The organism is Propionivibrio pelophilus DSM 12018, assembly GCF_059569095.1.
Genome location: NZ_JCANUT010000089.1, coordinates 1 through 7470 on the forward strand (window position 1 = coordinate 1; position 7470 = coordinate 7470).

General features: G+C 62.4%; 8 protein-coding genes. 5 read left to right on the top strand and 3 right to left on the bottom strand.

The features are described 5' to 3' along the window. Positions 1-202: 202 nt before the first annotated feature. The 5 genes from BO74_RS20065 to BO74_RS20085 all read left to right on the top strand — a co-directional run bounded on the left by BO74_RS20065 (position 203) and on the right by BO74_RS20085 (position 4981). Entirely contained in the window at positions 203-811 is a 609-nt protein-coding gene (locus tag BO74_RS20065; protein WP_496442923.1) for a TRAP transporter small permease, read from the top strand. Continuing rightward, positions 808-2088, top strand: a complete 1281-nt coding sequence (locus BO74_RS20070; RefSeq protein ID WP_496442924.1) for a TRAP transporter large permease — start codon at positions 808-810, stop codon at positions 2086-2088. The genes BO74_RS20065 and BO74_RS20070 overlap by 4 nt, the downstream gene beginning before the upstream one ends. Before the next feature lie 64 nt (positions 2089-2152). Beyond that, entirely contained in the window at positions 2153-3301 is a 1149-nt protein-coding gene (dgoD, locus tag BO74_RS20075; RefSeq protein ID WP_496445002.1) for a galactonate dehydratase, read from the top strand. Between the two features lie 37 nt (positions 3302-3338). Next, entirely contained in the window at positions 3339-4313 is a 975-nt protein-coding gene (locus BO74_RS20080) for a 2-dehydro-3-deoxygalactonokinase (protein WP_496445004.1), read from the top strand. A gap of 17 nt (positions 4314-4330) precedes the next feature. Then, on the top strand, positions 4331-4981 hold the full coding sequence (locus tag BO74_RS20085) for a 2-dehydro-3-deoxy-6-phosphogalactonate aldolase (protein ID WP_496445006.1): 651 nt from the start codon (positions 4331-4333) through the stop codon (positions 4979-4981). Here the strand turns inward: BO74_RS20085 and BO74_RS20090 are convergent. The 3 genes from BO74_RS20090 to BO74_RS20100 all read right to left on the bottom strand — a co-directional run. Next, on the bottom strand, positions 4967-6277 hold the full coding sequence (locus BO74_RS20090; RefSeq protein ID WP_496445008.1) for an adenylate/guanylate cyclase domain-containing protein: 1311 nt from the start codon (positions 6275-6277) through the stop codon (positions 4967-4969). The two genes, BO74_RS20085 and BO74_RS20090, sit on opposite strands and share 15 nt — an antisense overlap. An 82-nt stretch (positions 6278-6359) precedes the next feature. After that, a complete protein-coding gene (locus BO74_RS20095) occupies positions 6360-7025 on the bottom strand; it encodes a type II secretion system protein (protein ID WP_496445010.1) in 666 nt (221 codons plus the stop codon). A 129-nt stretch (positions 7026-7154) separates the two neighbouring features. After that, on the bottom strand, positions 7155-7470 hold a 316-nt coding region (locus tag BO74_RS20100; RefSeq protein ID WP_496445012.1), incomplete at its 5' end, for a transposase.

The window sequence follows — 7470 nt, forward strand, 5'->3', positions numbered from 1 at the left end:
AGATCGGTGAAGAGTTCATCAAGGGCTTCTACGCCGAAATCGACAAAGTTCGCGCAGGCAAGTAAGACGCAGTAAAACGCCCCTCTCCTGCCCAGCAGGTGCCTCGGCCCCTTGGGTGGGGAGGTGGCCGGTTCTCTTTCCCCGTATCTGACATCCCGTACGCGCCCTCGCGGGGCTGCGCACGGCCACAGGACACACCACAATGGGACGACTCCTCGACCAGCTCTCCGCCGGCTTCATCCGGCTGCTCGAAGTCATCATGGTGCTCATGATGATCGGCATGCTCATCCTCGTCGGCGTTAACGTCTTCCTGCGCATCGCTGCCAACAGCGGCATCGACTTCGCCGAAGAAATTCCGCGCTTCATGTTCATCTGGCTCACCTTCTGCGGCGCCGTCGTCGCCATGAAGTCCAACACCCACATCAACGTCAACATGTTCGTGCACATGGTCAAGCGGCCGGTGCAGAAACTCTTCTACGGCATCACCCAGGCCCTCGTGCTCGTCTGCGGCATCTACATCACCTACGGCACCGTCATGCTGCACGACATCATCTACGAGAACGCCTCGCCGGTGCTGCAGATCAGCACCCTCTGGGTCTACGGCGTCACCTACATCGCCGGTCCCGCGCTGACGCTCATCGCGTTCGCCAACCTCCTTCGCCTCGCCCTCGGCCGGGTCACCGACAAGGAGCTCGCCGAAACCCACGACGAAGACCCCGAAGAACTCGCCGCGCGCGAACTGGAAAAGGTCGGCCTGGAGATGGCCGCCGAAGAAGAAGCGGCCCGTGCCCACGCCGGAGAAAAGAAATGACCCTCATCATCTACGTTTCCGCACTGCTCTTCTTCGTCATCATCGGCACGCCGATCTCCTTTGCCCTGCTCGGCTGTGCACTCGCCCTGATGCTCCACCTCGGCATGACCGACCCGCAGATCATCGTCCAGAACATGTGGGACGGCGCCAACAGCTTCCCGCTGCTCGCCGTGCCCTTCTTCATGCTCGCCGGCGAACTGATGAACGCCGGCGGCATGACCCGGCGCATCATCAAGCTCGCCATGGCCTGGGTCGGGCACATCAAGGGCGGTCTCGGCTACGTCGCCGTCATCGCCTCGGTGATCATGGCCTCGCTGTCCGGCTCGGCGGTGGCGGATACCGCCGCGCTGGCCGCCATCCTCCTGCCGATGATGAAAAGCGCCGGCTACAACCTCCCGCGCTCCGGCGGCCTGATCGCCTCGGGCGGCGTCATCGCCCCGGTCATACCGCCCTCGATCGGCATGATCCTCCTCGGCGTTTCCGGGCAGGTCTCCATCGCCAAGCTCTTCCTCGCCGGCATCGTCCCCGGCATCCTGATGGGCGCCGCGATCATGACCACCTGGTACGTCATCGCCCGCAAGGACGACGTCGTCGTCGAACCGCGCATCCCGCTCAAGCAACGTCTGATCGAAACCCGCAACTCCTTCTGGGCGCTGCTCCTGCCGGTGATCATCATCGGCGGGCTGAAGACCGGCTTCTTCACCCCGACCGAAGCCGCGGTCATTGCCGCCTGGTACTCGCTGGTGGTCGGCCTGTTCATCTACCGCGAGATCAGCATCAAGGACCTCTACGGCCTGTTCCTCGCCGCGGCCAAGACCACGGCCATCGTCCTCTTCCTGGTCGCCGCAGCGTCCGTCTCGGCCTGGCTGGTCACCGCGGTGAACATCCCGCAGCAACTCGGCGAAGTGCTCACCCCGTTCATGGACAACAAGATCCTGCTGATGGCGGTGCTGATGCTCCTCGGGCTGGTGATGGGCTGCGTGCTCGACTTCACGCCGAGCATCCTGATCATGACCCCGGTGCTGATCCCGATCGTCAAGGCGGCGGGGATCGACCCGGTGTATTTCGGGGTGATGTACATCCTCAACCAGTGTCTGGGACTGCTGACGCCGCCGGTGGGCGCGGTGCTGAACGTGATCAGCACGGTCGGGAAGATGCCGATGGCCCGGGTGGTGTGGGGCGTCTGGCCGTTCCTCCTGGCCGAGACCGGGGTGATGATCCTCCTGATTCTCGTCCCCGACATCGTCCTCGTCCCGCTTCAGTGGATGACCCGGTAGGCCTTTCCTCCTTTGGCGCCAGCGACGATATCGCTGGCGCTTTTTTCATTACGGAGATTGTTTCGTGAAAGTAACCAAACTGACCACTTATCGCCTGCCGCCCCGGTGGATGTTCCTGAAGATCGAAACCGACGAGGGCATCACCGGCTGGGGCGAGCCCGTCATCGAAGGCCGCGCGCGCAGCGTGGAAACCGCCGTCCAGGAGCTGTCCGAGTATGTGATCGGCAAGGATCCTGCGCGGATCAACGACATCTGGCAGGCCATGTACCGTACCGGCTTCTATCGTGGCGGGCCGATCCTGATGAGCGCGATCGCCGGAATCGACCAGGCGTTGTGGGACATCAAGGGCAAGGTGTTGAACGCGCCGGTGTATGAGTTGCTCGGCGGCCTGGTGCGTGACCGGATGAAAATGTACAGCTGGGTCGGCGGCGACCGGCCGGCCGACGTGATCGCCGGCATCAAAAAGCTGCAGGCGATCGGCTTCAATACCTTCAAACTCAATGGTTGCGAGGAAATGGGGCTGATCGATACCAGCAAGACCGTCGATGCCGCTGTCGCCGTGGTCGCGGAAATCCGCGAAGCCTTCGGCAACGAAATCGAGTTCGGCCTCGATTTTCACGGCCGTGTCGCGGCGCCGATGGCGCGGATCCTGATCAAGGAACTGGAACCGTATCGCCCCTTGTTCATCGAGGAGCCGGTGCTCGCCGAACAGGCCGAGTACTACCCGAAACTGGCGGCGATGACGCACCTGCCGATTGCCGCTGGCGAACGGATGTTCTCCCGCTTCGAGTTCAAGCGCGTATTCGAGGCCGGTGGCCTGTCGATCGTCCAGCCCGACCTGTCGCACGCCGGCGGGATTACCGAATGCGTCAAGATCGCGGCGATGGCCGAGGCCTACGATATCGGTCTCGCGCCGCATTGCCCGCTCGGCCCGCTGGCGCTGGCCTCCTGCCTGCATGTCGACTTCGTCTCGCGCAACGCCGTGCTGCAGGAGCAGAGCATGGGCATTCACTACAACCAGGGTGCCGAGCTGATGGATTACGTGCTGAACAAGGACGATTTCCGCTTCCACGACGGCTACATGCTGCCGCCGACCAAGCCCGGACTCGGTGTCGAGGTCAACGAGGAAATGGTCGTCGAGCGCAGCCGCAACGCCCCGGACTGGCGCAATCCGGTCTGGCGCCACGCCGATGGTGCGGTTGCCGAGTGGTAAACTGAGGCCCTTTTGTTTACCGCAGGAAAGCCGACTCATGAGTACCACCGCCTCCTCTGTTCCCCAGCTTCTCGCCCTTGACTGGGGTACCTCCAGTCTGCGGGCCTTCCTGATGCGCGACAGCGAGGTGACCGAAACCCGGTCATCCGCCCACGGCATCCAGCACCTGCCGCTTCCCGGCGTTCCCGGTTATGAGAAGGCCTTCGCCGAGATCGCCGGCGACTGGGTCAAGGAATGGCCGAACCTGCCGATCGTTGCCTGCGGCATGGTCGGCAGCGCGCAGGGCTGGAAGGAGGCGCCGTACGTCCGCTGCCCGGCGGACATCAAGACGCTGGCCGGGCAAAGCATCGCCGTGCCGAGCGGTCTCGGCCCGGACATCCTGATTGCCCCCGGCGTGCTGTTCGACGAACCGGACGAACTACCCGACGTGATGCGCGGCGAGGAAATCCAGATCGCCGGCGCCCTGCTGATGAATCCGCAGTGGGCCGTCCGTTCCTGCATGCTCCTGCCGGGCACCCACTCCAAGTGGGCACAGATCGAAAACGGCAGGATCGTCCGCTACGCTACCTATTTGACCGGAGAGTTGTTCGCCGTCCTCAGCAAACACTCCATCCTCGGCCGCCTGATGCCCGCTGAATGTGAGGGCAAGAAGGACACCGACGCGGCGGCCTTCGAACTCGGCCTGGCCACGGCACGGAACAGCGGCCCGGGCGACTTCACCCACCAGATCTTCGGCACGCGCACGCTCGGCCTCACAGGGCGGGTGCCGCCGGCCGGGCTGGCCGACTACCTCTCCGGCCTGCTGATTGGTCATGAGCTGGTTTCCGGGCTGGCCGGTGCCGGCGATCTCGCCTCCGTACCGCTGGTGATGATCGGCGCGCCGGCACTGTGCGAGCGTTACGCCCAGTCGCTCAAGGTCTTCGGCAAGACCGCCGATGCCGTGCTCGACAACACGGCCCCGACTGGCCTGTGGAACCTGGCCCTGGCCGCCGGCCTGGTTGGCGCGAACTGAGCGAAGGAGAAAAAAACATGAGCCAACTTACCGTCGAACAACGTTTTGCTGCCGCCAATGCCCTGTTGCCGCTGGTGGCCATCCTGCGCGGCATCACCCCTGATGAATCGGTCGAGATCGGTCGCCAGCTGTATGAGGCGGGCTTCCGCCTGATCGAGGTGCCGCTGAACTCGCCCGAACCGTTCAAGAGCATCGCCGCGATCCGCCAGGCGCTGCCGGACGATGCCCTCGTCGGCGCAGGCACGGTGCTGACCGTCGATCAGGTTCGCGAACTGAAGGATAGCGGTGGCGAACTGACCGTGATGCCGCACGCCGACACCGCGGTGATCCGTGCCGCCAAGGCCGCCGGGATGGCCTGTACCCCCGGTGTGGTCACGCCGACCGAGGCGTTTGCTGCGCTGGCCGCCGGCGCCGATGCGCTGAAGATATTCCCTGCTGAACTGGTGACGCCGGCGATCCTCAAGGCGATTCGCGTAGTTCTGCCCAAGGGCACGCGCCTGCTGCCGGTCGGCGGAATTACGCCGGACAACATGCAACCTTATGTCGATGCCGGTGCCACCGGCTTCGGTCTGGGGTCGGCGATTTACAAGCCGGGGATGACGGCCGAGCAGGTTGCCGCGGTTGCTGCCCGCTTCGTCACTGGCTGGCGCGCCTTATCCGGCCGCTGAAAGCGCCTCGGTGGAAAGGCGTTGCGCAACGCCCTTCCGTCCAATGACACGATAGACGGCCGTTTCGCCTTTTCCCTTCAGGTAAAGCGTCAGCGGCGGCTGGAAATCGAAGGCGTGGCCGATTTTCCGGTAGGTGCTCTCATCGACGTGGACAATCCCAGGCACGCCTTCGCTGGTGAGCCTGCTGGCCAGGTTGACCGTGTCGCCCCACAGGTCGTAGATGAACTTCTTCTTGCCGACGACGCCGGCGACGACCGGACCGCTGCCGATGCCGATGCGCACATCCAGGTGCATGTCGTTGATGCGGAAGTCGCACTGCAGGAGATTGCGCATCTCCAGCGCCAGATCGACCAGCGCCTCGGTGAAGTCCTCGCGCTGGTCGTTCAGGCCGCCGGCAACCATGTAGGCGTCACCGATCGTCTTGATCTTCTCAAGACCGTGTTTCTCCGCGAGTTCGTCGAACGATGAAAACACCCGGTTGAGCATCGAAAACACCTGCTGCGGGCTCAATCCCTCGGCGATGCGGGTGAAATTGACGATATCCACGAACATCACCGAGACGTCGGCAAAGCCGTCGGCGATCGTCTGGTCGCTGTTTTTCAGCCGCTCGGCGATCGGTCCGGGAAGAATGTTGAGCAACAACCGCTCGGAACGTTCCTGCTCCAGTTGCAGCAAGTGGTGCGCTTCTTCCAGCCGTTGCTGAGCCTTCTGCTTTTCGATGGCTGAGTAGCGCAGCAGCAGGAAAACGATGGTCGAGACGGCGGCGAAGTTCAGCGCGAAAAAGAAAACCGTGGTGCCGGTGGAAATCCTCACCGGTGGCGGCAGGGCGGTGTCGGCGAGATAGAAATCGAATCCGCCCGACAGCGCGGTCAGGAAAACGTAGGCGAAGAACCAGGCCAGCGCTTCATGTGCGCCGATGAACAGGACCGCCCCGATCGGCGCGAGCAGCGCCCACAGGCTGAGGCCGCTCGCTGTGATGAAATTGCCCATGCTCCACTGCGCAACGAACGGCATGAAAAGAAACAGGCCCAGCTGGGTCTGCCGGAAGAGGTCGAAATTGAGCGTCCTGAAATAGATCGCCAGATTGCCGACCAAGAGCAGCTGGAAGACGAACGGGATCGTCGAAGAGAGTTGCGGGCCGAGTTGCCAGTAGATGAACAGCCACAGCATCGACGCGAAGCAGATGAGGCCGGTGGCAAAGATGAGCAACGACTTCTGCAGCTGCAGATCGGCACTGTCCGTCGGCTGGATGCCGGCGTGGCGGATGCGTATGGCGAGGCGGCTGAGGGCAGACATTAAGGCTGTTCGGGAAGGGGTGTCGCCCGGATTTGAAACCAATCGCCTGGCAGGGTCAAGCGAATGACGGACGGGGATATTGTCAGGGGAGCTTGCCGGCGGCGATCATCCGGTTGAAGAGGATGGGGCGGGGAATCCATACAAGCATGTCGTCGAAGGCAGGAGAACGTTCGCCTGCCTGGAACGTGTTGTCGATGGTAGCGTTTTGGCCGTTGGCCACGAGGTCCGGGCCTGTGGAGTAGATGATCGCGACGGGGCCGTCTGTGCTGTTGGTCAGATTGTTACCCGCCGAATCCTGGACGATCAAGGCGGTGGCGGCGGATGCGAGGGTGAATGTGGCACTGGCGTAAGTGTTGTTGACGCGGTAGCGCCAATAGCCGCGGAACGGATCGCCAGTTGCGGAACGCTGCGTTCCCCAAGCGTCGATTTCCCCTATGCCGAGCGTCTTCCACGGAAGATAGCCTTCGACATCGTTGCACGGATTGTCTTCAAGTCCATACTTTGGGTTCGCCGGGTCGATGGTTGATGATTGGCACGGGAGCCTGCCGTAAAGTACGGCGAATCCAAGCAAGGCTTCCTTTATCTCGTTCAACCGTTTACTGGTTTCGCTGGAGTTCTGGATGTCGCGCTGGGTGGAGAGTGGAACCAGCATCCCGCTAATGAGAAGCCCCACAATGACCAGCACGATGGCCAACTCGGTCAAGGTAAAGCCGCTATTCAAATTGGAGCGAGGTCGGAGCTTGTTCATGGCAGGCACCTTATGAGGTCTGTTCCTGGCGAGTGCCAGTCGAATGTCGATGCGCCGGAGAAATCGGCTGCGTTGGCCGTGGGTGTGTTGAAAGACGTGAGGTTTCGTCCTTCGAGATAGTTGCTTGCGCTAGTCCATTGAACCAGAAGAATCGCACCGGATATGGCGGGACGGATCGGCATACTTCCACTTGAGTGGTTTGGCATTTTTGTTGTACTGGCGAATGTAGCGCATGAGCTTTTTGTGCAAGTCGGAGGTGCTGGTGAAGATGCCGCGAGCAATGACGTCGCGCTGGATGCGGCCGAACCAATTCTCGACCTGGTTCAACCAGGAACTGTAGGTGGGCGTGAAATGCATCGAGACGTTGGGATGATCGACGAGGAAGGTATCGACTGCCGCGGTCTTGTGGCTACTGACGTTGTCGCAGATGACGTGAATCTCGCGT

Bases quoted from the DNA above. Each gene is read 5' to 3' on its own strand.
- BO74_RS20065 (WP_496442923.1), top strand. From the start codon at position 203: ATGGGACGACTCCTCGACCAGCTCTCCGCCGGCTTCATCCGGCTGCTC.
- BO74_RS20070 (WP_496442924.1), top strand. From the start codon at position 808: ATGACCCTCATCATCTACGTTTCCGCACTGCTCTTCTTCGTCATCATC.
- BO74_RS20080 (WP_496445004.1), top strand. From the start codon at position 3,339: ATGAGTACCACCGCCTCCTCTGTTCCCCAGCTTCTCGCCCTTGACTGG.
- BO74_RS20085 (WP_496445006.1), top strand. From the start codon at position 4,331: ATGAGCCAACTTACCGTCGAACAACGTTTTGCTGCCGCCAATGCCCTG.
- BO74_RS20090 (WP_496445008.1), bottom strand. From the start codon at position 6,277: ATGTCTGCCCTCAGCCGCCTCGCCATACGCATCCGCCACGCCGGCATC.
- BO74_RS20095 (WP_496445010.1), bottom strand. From the start codon at position 7,025: ATGAACAAGCTCCGACCTCGCTCCAATTTGAATAGCGGCTTTACCTTG.